The organism is Streptomyces sp. NPDC052023 (genome assembly GCF_044548465.1).
Lineage (GTDB): Bacteria > Actinomycetota > Actinomycetes > Streptomycetales > Streptomycetaceae > Streptomyces.
Map to the genome: position 1 here is coordinate 172,654 of NZ_JBIUBW010000014.1, position 18,320 is coordinate 190,973.

The window sequence follows — 18,320 nt, forward strand, 5'->3', positions numbered from 1 at the left end:
CGTCATCCCCGGCGCCGGCCCCGCCGGCCCCCGCCCCGGGGAGCGGCCCACGGTACGGCTGCGGGAGTCCGGACCCGGCGAGGACCAGCCGCGGTACGCCCCCGAGTGGCTGGAGTTGCGGGAACCCGCCGACGCGGCCGCCCGGGCGCACGACCTGCTCGATCCGCTGCGGATCCGGCTGGCCAATCTGCCGGTGCGGGCCGGCGGGATCGTGGTGCACGACCTGGGCTGTGGCACCGGCTCGATGGGGCGGTGGCTCGCGCCCCGGCTCGACGGCCCCCAGCACTGGATCCTGCACGACCGCGACCCCTACCTGCTGCACTTCGCCGCCGCCGCCTCCCCGCGGTCCGGGGCCGACGGCAGCCGCGTCACCGTCGAGACACGGCGCGGTGACATCGCCCGCCTCACCCCGGACGCCCTCGCCGGTGCCTCCCTGGTCACCGCCTCCGCACTGCTCGACGTCCTCACCGGAGAGGAGATCGACACCCTCGCCGACGCCTGCACCGGCGCCGGCTGCCCCGCGCTGCTGACCCTCTCCGTGGCCGGCCGCGTCGAACTCACCCCGGGCGACCCGCTCGACGCGCAGATCACCGAGGCGTTCAACGCCCACCAGCGCCGGGGCGGCCTGCTCGGCCCGGAGGCGGTCACGGTGGCCTGCGAAGCCTTCGCCGAACGCGGCGCGACCGTGCACGTGCAGCCCAGCCCCTGGCGCCTCGGCCCCGGCGAGGCCGAACTGACCGCCCAGTGGCTGCGCGGCTGGGTCGGCGCGGCCGTGGAGGAGCGCCCCGAACTGGCGGAGCGGGCCGGGAAGTACCTCGCCGCCCGTCTCGCGGCCTGCGCGGCAGGCGAGTTGCGTGTCACCGTGCACCACAGCGACCTCCTGGCGCTGGCCCGCCCGGCCGGCGGAGCGTCATGAGCGCCCCGACGGTGAGCGCCCCCACGGCGGCAAGGGCGGACCACGTCCCCCCGCGCCCCCGTGCCCGGCTCACCGCCGGCGCCCTGCGCTCCCGTCTCGGCACCTTCGCCGGCGCCGCCATCCTCGCCGTTCTGCTGTGGCGCATGGGCACCGGCGTCCTGCTGGACGGCCTGCGCCGGATCGACGCGCTCACGCTGCTGGCGGCCCTCGGCATCGGCCTGGTCACCACCGCGTTCAGCGCCTGGCGCTGGCAGCTGGTGGCGCGCGGCCTCCATGTCAGGCTCCCGCTGGGACCGGCGCTGGCCGACTACTACCGCGCCCTGTTCCTCAACGCCGCCCTCCCCGGCGGCGTCCTCGGCGATGTGCACCGGGCGGTACGGCATGGGCAGAGCACCGGCGACCTCGGGCGCGGTGTCCGCTCGGTCGTCCTGGAACGGACCGCCGGGCAGGTCGTGCTGGCCGTCGTGGGAGGCGCGGTCCTGCTGATCGTGCCGTCCCCGGTGCTCGCCGGGACCCGGCACGTCGTGCCGCTGCTGATGTTCGCCGCGGCCGGCACCCTCGCGATTCTGCTCGCCGTGCGCATGAACCGGACCCCGGCCGCCCTCCGTCGTCGCAGCGCCCTCCTGGACGAGGCGCGCGAGGCCCTGCTGTCCCGCCGCAACGGGCCCGGCGTCATCGGCTCGTCCGTCGTCGTCCTCGCGGGGTACGTGGCGATGTTCCTGCTCGCCGCCCGGGTCACCGGCAGCGACGCCTCCTTCGCCGTACTGCTGCCGCTCGCGGTGCTCGCGCTGCTCGCGATGAGCCTGCCGCTCAACGTCGGCGGGTGGGGCCCGCGCGAGGGCGTCACCGCTTGGGCGTTCGGCGCCGCCGGGCTCGGCGCGGGCAACGGGCTGGCCGTCGCGGTGGTGTACGGCGTGCTGAGCCTCGTGGCGAGCCTGCCCGGCGTCCTCGTCCTGGTGGCCCGCCGGCGCACCGCCCCGCGATGCCGTCCGGGCTACTCCGGGTCGCCCAGCAGCAGCGAGAAATGCGCCCCGAACGATTCCGCCAGGCTCGCCAGCAACGCCTTCCCCTTTTCCGCATCGCCCAGCGAAGGACGGCCTATGACGCCCGAATCGGTATAGGCGGACATACCCAGGCCGAGCAGATGACGCCGATCGTCCGCGACGAAATCGGCGCTCTCATGACCGGGCCTGATCAATTCCGGATGAGTGTGCAGAAGGATGGAGGTCTCGATTTCCCCCGCGTGCATGTCGGTGAGCAGCGAGGTGTGCACCCCGGCCCGCTCCCGCGCCGTCTCCCAGTCCTCCGTGGCCGGGAACAGCGCCATTCGCTCGCCACGCGCGGAGGATTCCTGAACGACGTTTCCCAGGACATAGTTTCCCCCGTGCCCGTTGACGAGGACCAGCGCCTCGACACCCGACCGGCGGAGCGACTCGGCTATGTCCCGTACCACGGCGTGCAGGGTCACGGAGGAGATGCTGACGGTCCCCGGCCAGGCCGCGTGCTCGTGCGAGCAGGAGATCGTCACCGGAGGAAGGAGGTGCACCGGGTACGTGTCGGCGATCTCCCGCGCGACGGCGCAGGCGACGAGCGTGTCGGTCGCCAACGGAAGGAACGGCCCGTGCTGTTCGAAACTGCCCACGGGAAGGACGGCGACCTGCCGTGAGACGCCGGCGCCCCGCGTCCGTACGTCCTCCGTGGTGTCCCCGGGCACCAGGCCGTGCCGCACCGCGCCGGATCCCGCCGGCGGTATTTCCGAACCACTCATTTCTTCACGGCCTTTCGTCTCTGCTTAGGAACCAGATCATGACAGAAAACATCGGCGTGATAGGCAAGAAGCCGGCGCAGCGCACCGGCGTGGAACGCATCGTGAATGCGCCACTGCCCACGGTGTACGGCCCATTCCAGGCGGTCGGCTACCTCGACCACGACCGCGGCGACGAACAAGTGGCCCTGGTGTATGGCGACATCGGCACCGAGGACGTGCTCACCCGGCTGCACTCGGAGTGCCTCACCGGTGATGCCTTCGGCTCCCAGCACTGCGAGTGCGGCGACCAGCTCGCCTCGGCTCTGCGGGCCGTCGCCGCCGAAGGACGCGGCGTGGTCGTCTACTTGAGAGGGCACGAGGGCCGCGGCATCGGCCTGCTCGCCAAGCTGCGCGCGATGGCCCTGCAGGCGGAGGGCCTGGACACCGTTGAGGCCAATCTGGCGCTCGGTCTGCCGGTGGACGCCCGTGACTACGGCGTCGCCGCGGAGATCCTGCGCGATCTCGGGGTGTCGTCCGTGCGGCTGATGTCGAACAACCCGCGCAAGCGCGAGGCCCTCCTGCGGCACGGCATCACGGTCGCCGAGCAGGTGCCCCTGCTGATCCCGCCGTGCGAGAACAACATCACGTATCTGCGCACCAAGCGCGAGCGGCTGGACCACCATCTGCCGCACCTGGACGCGGTCGCGCACTGGTCCTGACCCGGAGCGGGAAGTGTCCTGACGGGACTGAAGGGGGATACGGGAGAGCAGCCCCGGCGACCGGGCCGGGGCGACCCCCGCCGAAAAGGAGCGCCGCGTGGTGGAACGAGCCTCGGTCGTCGTCATCGGCGGCGGCGTGATGGGCACCAGCATCGCCTGCCACCTCGCCCGCGCCGGCGTCCCCGACGTCGTCCTTGCCGAGCGCGGCGAACTCGCCTCCGGCTCCACCTCGAAGGCGGCCGGCGGGGTGCGGGCGCAGTTCTCCGACGAGCTCAACATCCAGCTCGGCGCGCGCAGCCTGGAGGCGTTCGCGCGCTTCGAGCAGGACACCGGGTACGACATCGGCCTGCACCGGGTCGGCTACCTCTTCCTGCTGGCGACCGCGGAGGAGGTCGCCGCGTTCGAGGCGAGCGTGCGATTGCAGAACGACCTGGGCGTGCCCAGCCGCCTGACCGACCCGGCCGAGGCGCGCCGCCTGTCGCCGCTGATCACCACGGAGGGGCTGCTGGCCGCCGCGTACTCGCCCGACGACGGCCACTGCACCCCCGAGGCCGTCGTCCAGGGCTACGCGGCCACCGCCCGCCGCCATGGGGCGACCGTCCTGCGGCACTGCGAGGTCACCGGCATCGAACTGCGCGGCGACACCATCACCGCCGTCATGACCAGCCGGGGCCGGATCGCCACCGACACGGTGATCTGTGCGGCCGGCGCCTGGTCGGGGCAGGTCGCCGCGACGGTCGGCGTCGACCTGCCGGTCACGCCGCTGCGCCGCCAGATCGCGGTCACCGAGCCGGTCCCCGGCCTCCCGCCGGCCCTGCCCATGACCATCGACTTCGGCACCAGCCTGTACTTCCACGCCGAGGGCCCCGGCCTGCTCCTCGGCATGTCCGACCCGGACGAGACCCCGGGCTTCGCCACCGGCACCCACGACCGCTGGCTCCCCGGCCTGTGCGAGGCCATGGGCCGGCGCGCCCCCGCCCTGCTCGAGCTGCGCCGCACCGGCGGCTGGGCGGGCCTGTACGAGATCACCCCGGACCACAACGCCCTGATCGGTGAGGCCTCTTCACCGTCCCGCTTCCTGTACGCGACCGGCTTCTCCGGCCACGGCTTCCTGCAGGGCCCGGCCGTCGGCGAGGTCGTCCGCGACCTGTATCTCGGCCGCGTACCCTTCGTGGACGTCCGCCCCCTGAACGCCGACCGCTTCGCGGCCGGCGCCCCGCGCCCGGAGGCCAACCTCGTATGACCGAGCTGCACCTGTGGCTGCGCCACGAGACCCGCCGAACCGAACGCCGCACGCCGATCGTGCCCGCCGACGCCGGCCGGCTGACCGGGAGCGGGGTCACCGTGACGGTCGAGGACTCACCCCAGCGGGTGTTTCCCGTCGAGGAGTACGAGGCGGCGGGCTGCCGGGTCGCGGCCCCGGTCTCCTGGGCGTCGGCGCCCGCGGACACCGTCATCCTCGGCCTGAAGGAACTTCCCGAACAGCCCTACGCGCTGACCCACCGGCACATCTTCTTCGGCCACGCCTACAAGAGCCAGCCCGGCGCGGCCGGTCTGCTGCGGCGCTTCACCGCCGGCGGCGGGACCCTCCTCGACCTGGAGTACCTGGTCGACGACCACGGGCGGCGCCTGGCCGCGTTCGGCTTCTGGGCGGGATACCTGGGCGCCGCCCTCGCCGTCCTGCAGCACCGGGGGCGGCTCACCGCACCCCTGGTTCCCACGGGCAAGGAGGAACTGGACCAGGTCCTTCGCCCCGCCGCCGGGGACGCGGACCTCAGGGCGCTCGTCATCGGCGCCCTGGGCCGCAGCGGCCGGGGCGCCCGTGTCGCCCTCCGGGCCGCCGGGGTCGAGCCCACCTGCTGGGACCTCGCCGAGACGCGCGCCCTGGACCGCCCGGCCCTGCTGGCCCATGACGTCCTGGTCAACGCCGTGCTCGCCACCACCCCGGTCCCGCCGTTCCTGCGCGAGCGGGACCTCGACGACCCCGGCCGGCGGCTGCGCACGGTCTGCGACGTCACCTGCGACGTCGGCTCGCCGCTCAACGTCCTGCCGGTGTACGACCACGTCACCGACTGGGCCGAGCCCGTCCGGCGGCTGCGCAAGGAGCCGCGACTCGACCTGATCGCCATCGACAATCTGCCGTCCCTGCTGCCCAGGGAGTCCAGCGCGGACTTCTCGGCGGCGCTCACCCCCCAGTTGCTCGACTTCCACACGGGCGGGGCGTGGGGGCGCTGCCGTGAGCGGTTTCTCACGGCGATCCGTGAAACGGCCGTCATGGAAGGGGAATCCCGGGGTGACTGACGAGCGTGTTCCCGCGAGCGGCACCGTCCACTGGATCGGCGCCGGGCTGTCCACCGGCAGCGGTCTCGTCATGCTGTGCGACACTGCCGAGCGGGTCCGGCTGTGGCACCGCACGCAGGACCGCGCCGCCGGGGCCCTGGACCGGCTCGGCCTCACCGGCCGCGCGGAGCCCCGCGCGTACACACTGCCCGCGCTCACCGCCGAACTGACGCCCGGCGACGTCGTCGTATCGATGCTGCCCGCGCCCGAACACGCCGGGCTGCTCGCGGCCTGCGTCGCCGGGAACGCTCATTTCGCCTGCTCCAGCTATGTGTCCGAAGCGGTGCTCGACCAGGTGCGGGCGGCCACCCGGGCCGGTCTCGTGGTGCTCACCGAGGCGGGACTGGACCCGGGGATCGACCACCTCTTCGCGCACAGCCTGGTGGCCCGGGCGCGCGCGGCGATCGGCGAGTCGGACCCGGCGTCGTACCACTTCACGTCGTACTGCGGGGGCGTACCGGCGGTGCCGAACGACTTCCGGTACCGCTTCAGCTGGGCGCCCGCCGGGGTCCTGAACGCGCTGCGCACTCCCGCCCGTTACATCGAGGACGGGGAGGAGAGGGTCGCGGAGCGGCCGTGGGAGGCCACGCGGCCGCACACCGTGGGCGGCGAGACCTTCGAGGTCTACCCCAACCGGGACAGCGTGCCCTTCATCGCCCAGTACGAGCTGCCGCCCGCCTGGACGCCGCGCACCTTCGTGCGGGGCACTGCGCGGCTGGAAGGCTGGCTGCGGGCCTGGACGGCGGTGTTCGAGGAGCTCCGGGCCGGGGACGACGCCCGGATCGGCGCGCTGGCAGCCGAGTTGGCGCGGCGGTACCCGACCACCGCCGCCGACCGGGACCGGGTCGTGCTCGCCGTCCGGCTGGACGTCCGGGGTGCGGCGGGCCGGACCTGGTCGGGCGGCCACCTCCTCGACCTGGAGGGGGACGAGCAGGAGAGCGCGATGGCCCGGTGCGTCTCGCGCCCGCTGGCGGTGGGCGTGCGGCACGTCCTGGACGGCTCGCTGCCGCCGGGTCTCAGCCGGGCCGCCGGGACGGCGGCCCGGTCCGGGGAGTGGCTGGACGAACTCACGGATGCGGGGATCCCGTTCACGCGTCCGTGATCGCCTCGTGGACCAGCCGCTTGAGGTCGCGGAACATGGTGTGCGAGGTGCGCGGCCGCACCTGCGTCATGAACTGCACCGTCACGTCCCGGCCCGGGTCGACCCAGAACGTCGTGGTCGCCACCCCGGTCCAGCCGAAGGTGCCGAGACCGGCGGGGGCCAGGGTGCGGTCCGGGTCGATCACCACGGAGACGCCCAGGCCGAACCCGACGCCGTCGTTGCCGGGCTCGTCGTGGGCCGGGCGGCTGCCGAAGGCGCGCAGGTCGGCCCCGCCGGGCAGCTGGTTGGTGGTCATCATCTCCACCGTCCGGGGGGTGAGCAGGCGCACCCCGTCGAGTTCGCCGCGCCGGCGCAGCAGTTCCATGAAGCGGTGCATGTCGTACGCGCCCGCGACCATGCCGCCACTGCCCGACAGGAACCGCGGCCGCCCGTGCAGCGGCAGCCCCGGGATCGGCTCGATGCCGGTGCCGTCCGCCTTCTCCCCGTACATCTCCGCCAGCCGGGCCTCCTGCCCGGCGCCGACCTCGAATCCGGCGTCCGGCATCCCGAGGGGGGCGAAGATCCGCTCCGCGAGGTGCACGTCGAGCGGCTGCCCGGACACCACCTCGATCACCCGGCCGAGTACGTTGCTGGCGACCGAGTAGTTCCACTGGGTGCCCGGCTCGAACTGCAGCGGCAGGCTCGCGTACACGTCGATCGTCTCGGCGAGGTCCGCGCCCGGCGGCACCGACGACTCCAGACCGGCCTCACGGTAGAGGGCGTCGACGGGGTGGGTGTGGTAGAAGCCGAAGGTCAGCCCTGACGTGTGGGTCATCAGGTGCCGGATCAGCATCGGCCCGGCGGCCGGGCGGGTCCGGGTGTCCGCGCCGGAGCCGCTCTCGTAGACCCGCGCGTCGGCGAAGGCCGGCAGATGGCGGGCGACGGGGTCGTCCAGGGACAGCCGGCCCTCCTCCACCAGCATCAGCGCGGCGACCGCGGTGAACGGCTTGGTCATCGAGTAGATCCGCCACAGCGTGTCGGGCTCGACGGGCAGTCCGGCGGCGATGTCACGGTGGCCGTGCGCGGTGAGATGCGCGACGCGCCCGGCACGCGCCACGGAGACGAGGTACCCGGGCAGTCTGCCCTCGTCCACGTAGGGGGCGAAGTGCTGGTCGATGCGGTCCAGCGCCTTCCCGTCCAGCCCGACGTCGTGCGGGTCCACCTCTTGCCGCAGCAGTGCCATCGCCCTACCTCCGCTTTCGTTCCTCGAGGTGGGATCGGAGATACCCCGCCCGCGCGCCCTCAGACCTCATCGTCGCGCAGGAATGCGCGAAGGGCCGGCAGGATGATCGGGATGTGCCGGAGCCGGGTGCTTCGTCCCGGCCGGCAGCAGCAGCGCCGCCACCGCACCGGTGGCGGCGAGACCGGCGAGGACGAGCAGCGGCGCCGGGCCCGCGTCCATGAGCGTCGTGGCCACCGCCACACCGGACACCGGCCCGACGCTCATCGCGGTCTGCTGCAGACCGCCCGCCACCCCGGCCGACTCCACGGGGGCCTGCCGTACGACGACATGGGTGCCGGCCACCATGACCGTGCCGAAGCCGGCGCCGAGCAGAGCGAAGCCGGCGCCGAGGAGGAGCGGGCCGGTGGCGGCGGCGAGGACGAGGACGCCGAAGGCGAGGACGGTCATCGCCGCCACGGTGGTGCGGCGGGCGCCCGCCCGGCGCAGCAGTACCGCGCACAGCGGCGCCGCCGCCACCATCAGCACCGCGAGCGGCAGGCAGAGCAGGGCGCTGCGCAGCGGATCGAGGCCGAGGTCGCGCTGCAGGACGTAGGTGCCGGCGAAGAGCGTGCCCGACAGCGCCGCGGACGCCGCCGTGAGCACGCCGAGCGCGGTGGCGACGGGAGGCGAGCCGATGACGCCGGACGGCACGAGCGGCTGTGCGGTACGGCGCTCATGACACACGAACGCCACGGCGGCGACGGCCGCCACGACGCCGGTCGGGGCCGTCCGGGTGACCAGGGCGTGCACGAGGCAGGCCAGGGTCAGCGCGAGCAGCAGCGCTCCCGGGAGGTCCAGCCCGCCGACCCGGACGCGCCGGGGCGGTACGCCTCCCCTGAGCGCGAGCGCGCCCAGCACCAGCGCCGGGCCGACGTTGAGGAAGAACACGGCCCGCCACCCGAAGGCGTGCACGAGCGCCCCTCCGGCGACCGGGCCCGCGGCGGCGGCCAGCCCGATGGCGGCGGTCCGCACGGCGAGCGGCGTGCGCAGCCGGTCGGGCGGGAACGCGGCGCGCAGCATGCCGAGGGTGGCGGGCTGCAGCAGCGCGCCGAAGACGCCCTGCGCGACCCGCAGGCCGATCACCCAGCCGACGTCGGCCTCGACACCGATACCGGCCGACGTGGCGCCGAAACCGAGCATGCCGAGGGCGTACGGGCGCCGGTGGCCGTACCGGTCGCCGAGGCGCCCGGCGAACACCAGCAGGGCGGCCACGGCGATCAGATAGCCGGTGCTGGTCCACTGGACCTGCGCGAAGGACGCGCCCAGGTCCCGCTGCAGGGTGGGCTGCGCGATGGTCAGCACCGTGCCGTCGAGGGCGACGAGCACGGCACCGGTCACGCTGCTCACCAGCGCGAGCCGGGGGGTCACCGCTCGGCCGCGGGGCCGAGGTGGGCGTCCAGTGCGGCGTGCAGCAGCGGCGTGAAGTCGTCGGTGCCGGTGGCCAGTTGGAGGCCGCCCCAGCTCCACAGCTGCGCGATGCCGTGGAGTTGTGCCCACAGTGCTCCGGCGACCGCCCGGGCGTCGGCGCCGGGACGGACCTGGCCGACCAGCTCCACCAGGACGCCGAACAGGGGCAGACTGGTGTCCCGCAGGCCCAGGTGGCCGCTTTCCAGCAGGTCGTGGCGGAACATCAGCTCGTACATCCCGGGCTTCTCCAGCGCGAACTCCAGATAGGCCCGCGACAGCCGCGTGAGCCGTGCGCGCGGGTCCCGGCCGGTCGCCGTGCGTGTGCGGTCGGCCAGTTCGGCGTAGCCGTGCCGCGCGATGGCCGACAGCAGTTCCAGGTGGGTGGGGAAGTAGCGGCGCGGGGCCCCGTGCGAGACGCCGGCCCGGCGCGCGATCTCGCGCAGCGTGAGCGCCTGGGCGCCCTCCCTGGTCACCAGGTCGACGCCCACGTCGACGAGGCGGGAGCGCAGGCCGGTGGCGGATTCAGTCTCGCGCATGGACGGTGTCTACCAGCCCCCGTAGACACTGTCTATCTCGCGTCATGCTCCCCTCCGCGGGGGAATCAGGGACGCGAGGCACAGGTTGAGCGAGTCATGAACGAGGACGCACTGCTGAAGCTGCTCTCCGAAGGCCACAGCGGGGTGCTGGTCACCCTCCGGCGCGACGGCCGGCCCCAGTTGTCGAACGTCGTGCACGCCTACTACCCCGACGAGCGGACCGTCCGGATCTCGGTCACCGACGACCGCGCCAAGACCCGCAACCTGCGCCGCGACCCGCGCGCCTCGTACCACGTGACCACCGCCGACCGCTGGGCCTACACCGTCGTCGACGGCACGGCCGACCTCACGCCCGCCGCCGCGGACCCGCACGACGACACGGTCGAGGAACTCGTCCGCCTCTACCGTGACATCGGCGGAGAGCACCCCGACTGGGACGACTACCGCGCGTCGATGGTCCGCGACCGCCGCCTCGTCGTCCGGCTCCGGGTGGAGCGTGCCTACGGCGCTCCCCGGGGCTGAGCGGGCCGGGTGGGGCCGGTCCCGGGCGCAAGTGGGTACTCGGCGCAGCGAGCCGGCCACCACCGGCCAGTACGGCTGAGGCAACGCGCGCCCGAAAAGAGAGGCACATGAACGACCAACCGCGTACGGACGAAGCACCCACGGACGGCACCGGCGCGGACGGCGCCGACCTGCTGGGCATCTATCTCAACGACCACCTGGCAGGGGCCACCGCGGGCACGGAACGGGCCCGCTCCCTGGCGGGCGCACTCCAGGGATCGCCCTCGGGACCGGTCCTGCGCACTCTCGCGGAGGAGATCACCGAGGACCGGGCGAGCCTGCTCGCGATCATGGACACGCTCGGCGTACCGGTGCGGCACTACAAGGTGTCCCTGGCCTGGGCGGCGGAGAAGGTGGGACGGCTGAAGAGCAACGGCCGCCTGGTGGGCCGGTCACCGCTGACCTCGCTGGTGGAGCTGGAGATCCTGCGGCTCGGCGTGCTGGGCAAGGCCGCCGCCTGGCAGACCCTGCGCCAGGTGGCCGAGACCGACGGCAGGCTCGACGCGGGGCAGCTGGACGACTTGCTGGCACGGGCCGAGCGCCAGCAGGCCACACTGGAGGAACTGCGCCGCCGGCAGGCCACGGAGATCTTCCAGCAGGCGTGACGGCCGTGGGCGGGGCTGCGCGCGGGCCGGCCGTTCTCAGGGCTGGCAGGCGTGCGTGTGGCTGTGCGAGATCTCGTCGGGGCACCCCCGTCCGTCCCGCTCGTGGTCACGCTGCCAGTCCCGTACGGCCAAGGCGAACGCGCACAGAATCGGCAGGACGCCGCAGCCGACCGCGAGCGCGACGGCGGAGCGGTAGTGGGCCTGACCGGCGTCACCGAGCGCCAGGTAGAAGAGGCCGGGCAGCGCCGCCGTACCCACGGCGCCGCCCAGGCGCTGCCCGGTCTGCAGGGCACCGCCCGCGGCACCGGCCATCCGTACCGGCACGTCCCGCAGGGTCATGGTCACGTTGGGCGAGATCACACAGCCACTGCCCAGCCCGCCGAGGAGCAGCGCCGGAGCCTGGAGCCACACGGCCAGGTCGCCGGGCGCCCACCGCAGGACGGCCACGGCCCCTCCCAGGCCCACGACGACGGCCGCCAGGCCGCACACGGTCAGCAGCCGCCCCAGCCGCTCCACCAGCCGCCCCGCCACCGCCGCCGCCACGGCGGAACCGAGGGCGAACGGCGTCACGGCGAGTCCGGATTCCAGCGGTGAGTAGTCCAGTCCGTTCTGGAAGAACAGCGCGAGCACCAGCCACACCCCGCTGAATCCGACGAAGTACAGCGTGGCGATGGCGGCGCCCGTGGCGTACCCGCGCGTCGAGGTGGCCAGGCGGGGATCGAGGAGCGGCTGACCGTGACGCGCGGCGACGTGCCGTTCCCAGCGGGTGAAGGCGAAGAGGAGCGCCGCCCCGACCGGGAACAGCCACCACAGCCGGCGCAGACCGGCCGACTCCGCCAGTACCAGCGGGAGCATCAGCGCCAGCACCCCCGCGCCCAGCAGCGCGACGCCGGGCAGGTCGAGCCGCTGACCGCCGGCCGGCGCCGTCCTCGGCAGCAGTCGCAGCCCCAGGACCAGCGCGACCACACCGACCGGCACGTTGACGTAGAAGATCCACCGCCAGCCCCCGGGGCCGTCCGCGAGGGCCAGGATCAGTCCGCCGACGACCGGACCGACGGCGCTGGAGACACCGACCGTGGCGCCGAACAGGCCGAAGGCCCGGCCCCGCTCGGCACCGCGGAACATCTGCTGGATGAGAGCGGAGTTCTGCGGTGCCAGGCAGCCCGCGCACAGGCCCTGCGCGACACGGGCCACGACGAGCAGCACGATGGACGGGGCGGCACCGGCGCAGGCGCTGCAGACCACGAAGCCGGCGAGGGCCATCAGGAAGATCCGCCGCCGGCCGAAGGTGTCACCGATGCGGCCCGCCGTGACGAGGACCAGGGCGAAGGAGAGGGCGTATCCGGAGACGACCCACTGGATCGCCGGGGCCGGGGCGTGCAGGTCGCGCTGCATCGACGGCAGCGCCACGGCGACGATCGTGACGTCCAGCAGGCTCATGAAGCCGGCCACCAGCGTGACCCACAGCGCGCTCCATCGCCGCGGATCAGCCTCGTCGGCCGTCGGCCGGGACGCCCCGCCGTCCCCTTGCGGGCCCGTCTCCGCTCGCATCATCACTCCCTGCCGCCACCACCTGCCGCCGTACCGATGCCGACGTGCGGGTTACCAGCCTGCGGCCCCGGCACACGCGTCATGCCCCGCTGGTCGGCCAGGTGGCCGAAGGACGCGTGAGCGAACGTCTGGCCGGGCGGGGCGGCGCGAGGCGGGCGCGGGGCGCGGGGCGCCACGTCGAGACGAGGGCCGCGGCGAGCAGGAGTTCGGCGATGTCACCGCCGTAGTACATGATCTCCGCCGCCGTCCGTACCTCGGCGGCGGGCGCGTGGACGTCGAACCACAGGCCGCCGTACATCATCTGCGAGACGACGGAGTGCACGGCGATCGCGGCGCCGAGCCACACCAGGCGGGCGCGCACGCCGGGCCGGGCCGGTGCGGGGTCGGGACCGGCGACGACGTGGGCGAAGAGGCAGCCGGCCAGCAGGAAGTGTGCGTGCAGCAGCCAGTGCCCCGACGGGTGGGCCGTGAGGACGTCGTACAGCGGGGTGAAGTACAGCGGCACGAGGCTGCCCGTGGACAGCAGCCAGGCGGTGGCCGGGTGCGTGAACGTCCGGGCGGGGCGGCTGTGCAGCAGGTCCGACAGCCGCCTGCCGTACGCCGCGGGAAGGACGCGCAGCAGCAGCGTGAGGGGAGCGCCGAGAATCAGGGCGAGCGGGGCGTACATGCCGACGAGCAGGTGCTGGGTCATGTGGACCCGGAAGTCGGTGTGGGCGTGGGCCGCGGTCGGCGGCAGCAGCGCCACGGCGAGCAGGGCCAGCCCCGCCGTGAAGGCGGCCGTACGCCAGCGGCTCCAGCCCCGTACCGGATTGCGGCGCCGGGCCCGGCGGGCCAGGTACAGGTAGCCCCCGGCGCACAGGAACAGGGCGAGGGCGGGCACCAGGACCGCGAGGACACCGCCGGCCACGTGGTCCTGCGCGGGGTGTGGAGCGTGCTCCATCAGGCGGTCCCCGGCGCCCGGCCGGTTCCCGGGGTGTCGCCGGGGGCGAAGGGCCGTCCGCCGCGCTGGAGCAGCCACCCGCCGGCGACGAGCAGCGCGCCCAGGACCAGGAAGCCGATGTCCCACCAGGTCTGGCCGTCGCCCGCGTAGACGTGGTGGATGCCCAGGACGTGGTGGTCCAGGACGCCCTCCACGAGGTTGAACAGGCCCCAGCCGGCCAGGATCCAGCCCCACAGGACGCGTGAGGTCCACACGCGGCGGCGGTCGTGGGTCACCCGGGAGTACAGGACGGCGAGGCCGAGCAGGACCGAAAGCCAGCACACGGTGTGGAAGACACCGTCCCAGACGGTGTTCATCTGAAGACCGGGAACCGTCTTCGGGTCGTAGTACTTCACGCCCACGTTGTCGGTGTCCGTGCTGGAGAGCATGTGGTGCCACTGGAGGAGCTGGTGCAGCAGGATGCCGTCGAGGAAGCCGCCGAGCCCGACCCCCAGTACGAGTCCCGGCAGCTGAAGGCTCGCCGGTGCCTGAGCGGTCCCTGCCCGGTCTGCGATCGTCGCCATCGTCGTGTCTCCGTCCCGTTCTGCGGCGTGAGAACTCCCAGCCTGCGCTGGATTCCCGGATGCGGAACGGCGTAGTCACCCGGGCGCACGCGGATTGGCCCGCCCGGGCTACGGACCCACCGATTCCGGTCAGGCCGCGAGCGCGCGACCCGGCAGCGCCCGCAGGGGCCGGGCCGGGGTGCGCGCGGCGCGGACGCGGTAGGTCGTCCTCGAAGGGTCGACGACGGGTTCGCCGAGAGTGATCCGCCCTGCCGCGTGGAGGCTGTCGCACTCGTCGGTGGGCAGGGCGACGTAACAGCTGCCCTGGCCCGTGGTGGGGTCGTAGGGCCGCCAGTAGCCGTAGCGACGGCGGCCGTCGGCCTGCACGGTGACGAAGACCGGAGTGCTCGGGTCGGAGATGATGCGCGCGGTGTCCGGGGCGGAGATCCGGGTACCGGAGACCGGCCGGGCCGGGCGGCGGTCGTGCGGGGCGTACGCGTTGCCGGAGGTGAGCGGCGTCATCGGGGACCTTTCGCGGGTGGGTGATCGAGACCGACTACCCGGCACGGCCGTTGTTGATCTCTCTGCGCGGCATTCTTCATCAGGGCACTGACAACGGCCGGAACCCGACGCCGGCTGCCGCGACGGTCACTGGCGGCTGATCATCCGGGTCACGCCCGCGGCGACCGTCGTGGCCAGGATCCAGCCGGTGAGGACGAGGACGTACGCCAGCGCCTGGTACCAGCCCCGCGGGGCGAAGGCGGGCTCCTGGCCGAAGGAGATCACCGGCAGCAGCAGGTCGAGCGTGTAGAACACGGGGTTGAATTCGGGTGCCTCGGACGGCTTCAGTGCGGGCGGGTGGTGCAGGGCGTAGAGGACGGAACCGGCGCAGAGCAGCGACAGCAGCCAGCCGGCGGCCCGCAGGGGCCGGTAGCCGTAGCCGACGGTGGCCTCCTGGAGGTGTCCCCATAGACGCCCGATCACGGGCAGCGTGGCGCGATGGCGGCGCTGCTTGGCGAGCTGGACCTCCCGGGCGGCACGGTCGTCGCCGATGCGCTGATAGGTGGCCGTCAACTGCTCGTAGGCGTGCGGCACATAGCCGTCGCCGTCGCGCTCCAGCATGGGCAGCCGGCGTTCGGCGGGCTCGTGCGGATTGAGCGAGGTGTAGGTGAGACCGTTGAGCAGGACCCGCTCCGGCAGCATCTGCGGGTCCAGGAAGAGGACTTCGAGCTGGGCGCGCCGCAGGTTGAGTGTGCCCTCCACAGGCGGGCCCTTGCGCAGCCAGAGCTCGCCGATCGTGCTGCTGCTCGCCCGCAGCGTCGCATGGCCGGGGTTCGACAGCTGCGAGTACGACAGATCCAGGCGCCCCCCGATCCGGGCGCCCCGCAGCCCGATCCAGCCCCGCACGCGCGCGTGGCGCACCAGGAGATGGCCGCCGACGCCGAGCGTCTCGGCGTCGAGCGCGGCGTGTTCGGGATGGCTCAGCCGGGCCTCGTTGAGGTTGACCGACCCGCCGACGTCGGCGCCGCTCAGCCGTATCTCACCCTCGACCCGCAGCCCGGGGCCCCACAGGTCGTCGCCCACGGTCACCTGGTTGAGCTGGAGCGCCGGTTCCGCCGCCTCCGGCGCGCTGATCCGCACGCCCTCCAGGTACAGGCTCCCGGCGATCTGGGCACCACCGAGCCGCACCACGCCCCGGAACCGGGACCGCGTCATGCGCAGGAGGCCGTCCACGTGCACGCCGTGGGAGACCAGGCCGGGCAGGACGGACTCGCTCAGGTTGAGTTCGCGCAGCCGGCAGCCGTAGAAACGCGGCACCTCCTCGAAGTAGCAGGAGCGCAGACGGGCCGGGTGGTCGAGCGTGGCGTACTGGAGGTCGAGCATGCCGGTGATCCGGGCGCCCGCCAGGCTGAGGGTGGCGATCTCACCTGCCTCCTGCGGAGCGTTGAGGAGCAGCGACCTCAGCACCTCCGCGCGGACGGTCCGTTCCGGTCCCCACTCGGCCCCCGCTGCCGCGTCCTCGTCCTGCGTGCTGCGGAAGTCCACGGACTCCCCGCGCGGAAAGGCCTGCCACACCCGTCGTTCGGCCGGTGTCAGATTGTCGATCTCCATCGCGGGCGACTCTGACCCGCCCGGACCACGGGTGTCAACAGGGCTTCTACGGCCGCGTGTTCCACTCGGCGACAACTGGCCGGCCGTGTTCCGTGGACAGCCGGCTCACCGTCCCCGTCGCCAGCTGGAACAGCGCGCCGCCGGCGGGCGGCAGCCCGAGCCGGCGGGCCGTCAGGACGCGCAGGAAGTGGGCGTGCGCCACGAGGACCACGTCGCCTCCGCCGAGCGCGTCCGCGACCCGGGCGAGGACCCGGTCGGCCCGGGCGCCGACCTCGGCCGGTGACTCGCCCGGATGGCCCTCCGTGCCCGGCGGGACCCCGTCCGTCCACAGGTTCCAGTCGGGCCGGGTGCGGTGGATCTCCCGGGTGGTGACTCCCTCGTAGCCTCCGTAGTCCCATTCGTGAAGGTCGGGGTCGGGTGTCGCCCCGGCCAGGCCCGCCAGTTCGGCGGTGCGTGTCGCACGGCCCAGCGGGCTGGTGAGCACGGAGGCGAAGGCCCGGCCGCTCAGGAGTGGAGCGAGGGACTTGGCCTGTTCCTCGCCGTGCCCCGTCAGGGGCAGGTCGGTCCAGCTGGTGTGCTGTCCCGTGACGCTCCACTCCGTCTCACCGTGGCGTACCAGCAGCAGATCCCCCACGGCCCGCTACTTCTCGGCCGACTCGACGGCGTGCCCGCCGAACTGGTTGCGCAGCGCGGCGACCATCTTCATCTGCGGGGAGTCGTCCTGCCGGGACGCGAACCGCGCGAAGAGCGACGCCGTGATCGCGGGCAGTGGCACGGCGTTGTCGATCGCGGCCTCCACGGTCCAGCGGCCCTCGCCGGAGTCCTCCGCGTACCCGCGCAGCTTCTGAAGGTGCTGGTCGTCGTCGAGCGCCTTCACCGCGAGGTCCAGCAGCCAGGAGCGGATGACGGTGCCCTCCTGCCAGGAGCGGAACACCTCGCGGACGTTGTCGACCGAGTCGACCTTCTCCAGCAGCTCCCAGCCCTCGGCGTAGGCCTGCATCATGGCGTACTCGATGCCGTTGTGGACCATCTTCGCGAAGTGGCCCGCGCCCACCTTGCCCGCGTGGACATAGCCGTACGGGCCGTCCGGCTTGAGGGCGTCGAAGATCGGCTTCAGCCGGTCGACGTGCTCCTTCTCGCCGCCGACCATCAGCGCGTAGCCGTTCTCCAGGCCCCACACACCGCCCGAGACACCCGCGTCGACGAACCGGATGCCGTGCTTGCCGAGCTCCTCGGCGTGCTTCTCGTCGTCCGTCCAGCGGGAGTTGCCGCCGTCGATGACGGTGTCACCGGGCTTGAGCACGCTCGTCAGCTGGTCGATGACGCCCTGAGTGACGGCGCCGGCCGGGACCATCACCCAGATCACGCGCGGTGCCTGGAGCCGGTCGGCGAGTTCCACCAGGTTCTGCACGTCGGAGAGCTCGGGGTTGGTGTCGTACCCGACGACCTCGTGACCGGCGTTGCGCAGACGCTCGCGCATGTTGCCGCCCATCTTGCCCAGACCAACAAGACCGATCTGCATGTCAGCTCACTTCCTCAATTCGCGGTAGGCGGCCACGAGCGCGGCCGTGGACGGGTCGAGACCGGGCACGTGTGCGCCCTCGGTCAGGGCGGGTTCGACGCGCTTGGCGAGGACCTTGCCGAGCTCGACGCCCCACTGGTCGAAGGAGTCGATGTTCCACACCGCGCCCTGCACGAACACCTTGTGCTCGTAGAGGGCGACCAGCTGGCCGAGCACCGACGGGGTCAGCTCACGCGCGAGGATCGTGGTCGTGGGGTGGTTGCCCTGGAACGTCTTGTGCGCCACCAGCTCCTCCGGCACGCCCTCCGCGCGCACCTCCTGGGGCGTCTTGCCGAACGCCAGCGCCTGCGTCTGCGCGAAGAAGTTGGCCATCAGCAGATCGTGCTGCGCCTTCAGCTCCTCGCTCAGCTCCGCCACCGGACGCGCGAAACCGACGAAGTCCGCCGGGATCAGCTTGGT

At 73.3% G+C, this 18,320-nt stretch carries 18 protein-coding genes and 2 pseudogenes; 8 read left to right on the forward strand and 12 right to left on the reverse strand.

Annotation, left to right across the window (positions count from 1 at the left end; genetic code table 11):
* Window positions 1–916: SAM-dependent methyltransferase (locus ACIHCM_RS25960; protein ID WP_399900277.1), on the forward strand; the 916-nt coding region annotated here is incomplete at its 5' end.
* Window positions 917–1,059: 143 nt separating this feature from the next.
* Window positions 1,060–1,800, forward strand: a pseudogene (locus ACIHCM_RS25965) (YbhN family protein); the annotation flags it as partial.
* 110 nt (window positions 1,801–1,910) lie between these two features.
* On the opposite strand, the gene ACIHCM_RS25970 reads toward ACIHCM_RS25965, so the two are convergent.
* On the reverse strand, window positions 1,911–2,684 hold the full coding sequence (locus ACIHCM_RS25970) for a creatininase family protein (RefSeq protein WP_399900280.1): 774 nt from the start codon (window positions 2,682–2,684) through the stop codon (window positions 1,911–1,913).
* 38 nt (window positions 2,685–2,722) lie between these two features.
* Between ACIHCM_RS25970 and ribA the strand changes: the two genes are divergently transcribed.
* The 4 genes from ribA to ACIHCM_RS25990 all read left to right on the forward strand — a co-directional run bounded on the left by ribA (window position 2,723) and on the right by ACIHCM_RS25990 (window position 6,824).
* Window positions 2,723–3,382 (forward strand): GTP cyclohydrolase II, encoded by a 660-nt coding sequence (ribA, locus tag ACIHCM_RS25975; RefSeq protein ID WP_393109158.1) that lies wholly within the window; start codon window positions 2,723–2,725, stop codon window positions 3,380–3,382.
* Between the two features lie 97 nt (window positions 3,383–3,479).
* Window positions 3,480–4,625 carry an NAD(P)/FAD-dependent oxidoreductase gene (locus ACIHCM_RS25980; RefSeq protein ID WP_399900284.1) on the forward strand — a complete coding sequence of 382 codons (1,146 nt, stop codon included), beginning with the start codon at window positions 3,480–3,482 and terminating at the stop codon, window positions 4,623–4,625.
* The gene (locus ACIHCM_RS25985) at window positions 4,622–5,683 is read left to right on the forward strand and encodes a saccharopine dehydrogenase (protein WP_399900286.1); all 1,062 of its coding nucleotides are present in this window, start codon (window positions 4,622–4,624) and stop codon (window positions 5,681–5,683) included. The genes ACIHCM_RS25980 and ACIHCM_RS25985 overlap by 4 nt, the downstream gene beginning before the upstream one ends.
* Window positions 5,676–6,824: a saccharopine dehydrogenase family protein gene (locus ACIHCM_RS25990; protein WP_399900289.1), complete on the forward strand. Its 1,149-nt coding sequence runs from the start codon at window positions 5,676–5,678 to the stop codon at window positions 6,822–6,824. The genes ACIHCM_RS25985 and ACIHCM_RS25990 overlap by 8 nt, the downstream gene beginning before the upstream one ends.
* On the opposite strand, the gene ACIHCM_RS25995 is transcribed toward ACIHCM_RS25990, so the two are convergent.
* From ACIHCM_RS25995 to ACIHCM_RS26005, 3 genes are all read right to left on the reverse strand, one after another.
* Window positions 6,811–8,046: a serine hydrolase domain-containing protein gene (locus ACIHCM_RS25995; RefSeq protein ID WP_399900291.1), complete on the reverse strand. Its 1,236-nt coding sequence runs from the start codon at window positions 8,044–8,046 to the stop codon at window positions 6,811–6,813. The two genes, ACIHCM_RS25990 and ACIHCM_RS25995, sit on opposite strands and share 14 nt — an antisense overlap.
* Before the next feature lie 66 nt (window positions 8,047–8,112).
* Window positions 8,113–9,453, reverse strand: a complete 1,341-nt coding sequence (locus ACIHCM_RS26000) for an MFS transporter (RefSeq protein WP_399900294.1) — start codon at window positions 9,451–9,453, stop codon at window positions 8,113–8,115.
* The gene (locus tag ACIHCM_RS26005; RefSeq protein ID WP_399900297.1) at window positions 9,450–10,028 is read right to left on the reverse strand and encodes a TetR/AcrR family transcriptional regulator; all 579 of its coding nucleotides are present in this window, start codon (window positions 10,026–10,028) and stop codon (window positions 9,450–9,452) included. The genes ACIHCM_RS26000 and ACIHCM_RS26005 overlap by 4 nt, the downstream gene beginning before the upstream one ends.
* Before the next feature lie 96 nt (window positions 10,029–10,124).
* Between ACIHCM_RS26005 and ACIHCM_RS26010 the strand changes: the two genes are divergently transcribed.
* Together ACIHCM_RS26010 and ACIHCM_RS26015 are read left to right on the forward strand one after the other, a co-directional pair.
* Complete coding sequence (locus tag ACIHCM_RS26010; RefSeq protein ID WP_399900300.1) at window positions 10,125–10,550, forward strand: PPOX class F420-dependent oxidoreductase; 426 nt, start codon at window positions 10,125–10,127, stop codon at window positions 10,548–10,550.
* A gap of 107 nt (window positions 10,551–10,657) precedes the next feature.
* Window positions 10,658–11,194 (forward strand): hypothetical protein, encoded by a 537-nt coding sequence (locus ACIHCM_RS26015; RefSeq protein ID WP_399900303.1) that lies wholly within the window; start codon window positions 10,658–10,660, stop codon window positions 11,192–11,194.
* A 36-nt stretch (window positions 11,195–11,230) separates the two neighbouring features.
* Here the strand turns inward: ACIHCM_RS26015 and ACIHCM_RS26020 are convergent, their stop codons facing one another.
* The 8 genes and pseudogenes from ACIHCM_RS26020 to ACIHCM_RS26055 all read right to left on the reverse strand — a co-directional run.
* Window positions 11,231–12,748, reverse strand: coding sequence for an MFS transporter (locus tag ACIHCM_RS26020; RefSeq protein WP_399900306.1), 1,518 nt, complete (start codon window positions 12,746–12,748; stop codon window positions 11,231–11,233).
* A gap of 76 nt (window positions 12,749–12,824) precedes the next feature.
* The gene (locus ACIHCM_RS26025; protein WP_399900309.1) at window positions 12,825–13,685 is read right to left on the reverse strand and encodes a cytochrome c oxidase assembly protein; all 861 of its coding nucleotides are present in this window, start codon (window positions 13,683–13,685) and stop codon (window positions 12,825–12,827) included.
* On the reverse strand, window positions 13,685–14,248 hold the full coding sequence (locus ACIHCM_RS26030) for a DUF2243 domain-containing protein (protein WP_399900311.1): 564 nt from the start codon (window positions 14,246–14,248) through the stop codon (window positions 13,685–13,687). Before ACIHCM_RS26030 ends, ACIHCM_RS26025 begins: the two co-directional genes overlap by 1 nt.
* A 129-nt stretch (window positions 14,249–14,377) precedes the next feature.
* Window positions 14,378–14,749: a hypothetical protein gene (locus ACIHCM_RS26035; RefSeq protein WP_399900315.1), complete on the reverse strand. Its 372-nt coding sequence runs from the start codon at window positions 14,747–14,749 to the stop codon at window positions 14,378–14,380.
* 126 nt (window positions 14,750–14,875) lie between these two features.
* A complete protein-coding gene (locus tag ACIHCM_RS26040; RefSeq protein ID WP_399900318.1) occupies window positions 14,876–16,339 on the reverse strand; it encodes a membrane-associated oxidoreductase in 1,464 nt (487 codons plus the stop codon).
* 46 nt (window positions 16,340–16,385) lie between these two features.
* Complete coding sequence (locus ACIHCM_RS26045; RefSeq protein WP_399900321.1) at window positions 16,386–16,973, reverse strand: histidine phosphatase family protein; 588 nt, start codon at window positions 16,971–16,973, stop codon at window positions 16,386–16,388.
* Between the two features lie 6 nt (window positions 16,974–16,979).
* Complete coding sequence (gene gnd / locus ACIHCM_RS26050; RefSeq protein WP_399900324.1) at window positions 16,980–17,861, reverse strand: phosphogluconate dehydrogenase (NAD(+)-dependent, decarboxylating); 882 nt, start codon at window positions 17,859–17,861, stop codon at window positions 16,980–16,982.
* Between the two features lie 6 nt (window positions 17,862–17,867).
* Window positions 17,868–18,320, reverse strand: a pseudogene (locus tag ACIHCM_RS26055) (glucose-6-phosphate isomerase); the annotation flags it as partial.

Coding starts and splice junctions, on each gene's coding strand:
- ribA (WP_393109158.1), top strand. CDS start 2,723: ATGACAGAAAACATCGGCGTGATAGGCAAGAAGCCGGCGCAGCGCACC.
- ACIHCM_RS26035 (WP_399900315.1), bottom strand. CDS start 14,749: ATGACGCCGCTCACCTCCGGCAACGCGTACGCCCCGCACGACCGCCGC.
- ACIHCM_RS25985 (WP_399900286.1), top strand. CDS start 4,622: ATGACCGAGCTGCACCTGTGGCTGCGCCACGAGACCCGCCGAACCGAA.
- ACIHCM_RS25995 (WP_399900291.1), bottom strand. CDS start 8,046: ATGGCACTGCTGCGGCAAGAGGTGGACCCGCACGACGTCGGGCTGGAC.
- ACIHCM_RS25970 (WP_399900280.1), bottom strand. CDS start 2,684: ATGAGTGGTTCGGAAATACCGCCGGCGGGATCCGGCGCGGTGCGGCAC.
- ACIHCM_RS26010 (WP_399900300.1), top strand. CDS start 10,125: ATGAACGAGGACGCACTGCTGAAGCTGCTCTCCGAAGGCCACAGCGGG.
- ACIHCM_RS26005 (WP_399900297.1), bottom strand. CDS start 10,028: ATGCGCGAGACTGAATCCGCCACCGGCCTGCGCTCCCGCCTCGTCGAC.
- ACIHCM_RS26015 (WP_399900303.1), top strand. CDS start 10,658: ATGAACGACCAACCGCGTACGGACGAAGCACCCACGGACGGCACCGGC.
- ACIHCM_RS26020 (WP_399900306.1), bottom strand. CDS start 12,748: ATGATGCGAGCGGAGACGGGCCCGCAAGGGGACGGCGGGGCGTCCCGG.
- gnd (WP_399900324.1), bottom strand. CDS start 17,861: ATGCAGATCGGTCTTGTTGGTCTGGGCAAGATGGGCGGCAACATGCGC.
- ACIHCM_RS26025 (WP_399900309.1), bottom strand. CDS start 13,685: ATGGAGCACGCTCCACACCCCGCGCAGGACCACGTGGCCGGCGGTGTC.
- ACIHCM_RS26030 (WP_399900311.1), bottom strand. CDS start 14,248: ATGGCGACGATCGCAGACCGGGCAGGGACCGCTCAGGCACCGGCGAGC.
- ACIHCM_RS26040 (WP_399900318.1), bottom strand. CDS start 16,339: ATGGAGATCGACAATCTGACACCGGCCGAACGACGGGTGTGGCAGGCC.